We start from the raw sequence: 1,332 nt of genomic DNA on the forward strand, positions 1-1,332 counted from the left end.
GGCGCTTCAATAAACTGTGTGGGTTGAATTTCATTTAGATTGCCTCAACGGAATCGGGATAGAGATTCAAGCCACCCAGATGGAAGTATATTGCATTACGAAACCTGTCTCTATTCCTGAATCCACAAGCGCGCGCTTTGATTTTTTGTATCTTTGCATTCATGCTTTCAGCTCTTGCGTTATTGGCTTTCAGAACAATCGCATTAATTATTCCCCACAGATGCTCACGAATCAATCGCGCGACTTTTTTAACAGGTTCAAGTTTACTTCTCATTGCCCAGTTAATGCAGGATGTCCAGGCTTTAATTGCCCAACTTCTGCTTTGGTAGTGCCATAGGCGCATTGCTGTTTCCTTAATCGCCCATGCACGCGCTGTTTTCAATGAACTTTCCCTGAGGCTTTTGAAATCCCGCCACTTTTCTCTTGTCATGTTTTCCGGATTGATCAGCCACAGGTATCTTGTGTTCTTCAACTCATCCCTGCCCTCTTTCATTAACTTTTTATGCTCCTCCCGCCTAACCTTGTTAACTGCGTCACCGAGATGCTTTGCAACATGAAACTTGTCGAATGCTATCTTTAAATCAGCATCAGGCACATGCTCACGAGTTGATGCCATATACGCCGGCCACATATCCATGCATACTGCCTCAAGGCTGTTCAGTTGCTTTACGCTCAATCCACTGTAATAATCGTCCAAACACGACTGGCTGCGGCCATTGCCAACATAAACAACTGCACCGTCGTCCTGCGATGTCACAACGGTTACATATTCATGGCGCTTTTGAAACGATGTCTCATCGACACTCAATCTTTTTGCGGTGCTTGCCTGACGCCGGGACAAGCCGCGCTTAACAGCCCTCTTCATGATTCCGTCAACCTCTGTCCATGTGAGATCCATCAGCCCTGATACCGCATGGATACTCGCCTCCTTGAGCCAACTGATTACCAGCGCCTCCATCAATGCTGTAAAGCGTGATCCGTTCTCAGCCCATGGAACTGTCACCTGATGGACTCCGTGGTCCGGGCATTTAATACGCGGAACCTCAGCCTCAATCATCGTTTTGAACTGGCATGTGTCAAGATGGCGCCACTTGCGCTTGCGCTTGTCATAGCCTGGTGATGCCTTTCCGCAGACCGGGCAACATAACTGTGCCCCTTCCTCAACTGCAACATAAATCTTAACCATTCCCTTGCCAAGCCGCAGGGATACGTCCGCTACATACCATGGTGAACTAAGTCCCAGTATCTGCCCATATAAATCTTTGTCTTTCATAATGGTAAGTATACATATCTTTGCTTTACTTACCCACACAGTTTATTGAAGACCCAAAA

Annotated in this window: 1 protein-coding gene; it reads right to left on the reverse strand. The window is 46.8% G+C overall.

The window, feature by feature from the left end:
• Nucleotides 1-34 precede the first annotated feature (34 nt).
• Nucleotides 35-1,273, reverse strand: a complete 1,239-nt coding sequence (locus tag J7K40_12640) for an ISL3 family transposase (protein MCD6163239.1) — start codon at nt 1,271-1,273, stop codon at nt 35-37.
• Nucleotides 1,274-1,332 lie beyond the last annotated feature (59 nt).

It is taken from the genome of Candidatus Zixiibacteriota bacterium (genome assembly GCA_021159005.1).
In the GTDB taxonomy this organism is placed as follows: domain Bacteria; phylum Zixibacteria; class MSB-5A5; order UBA10806; family 4484-95; genus JAGGSN01.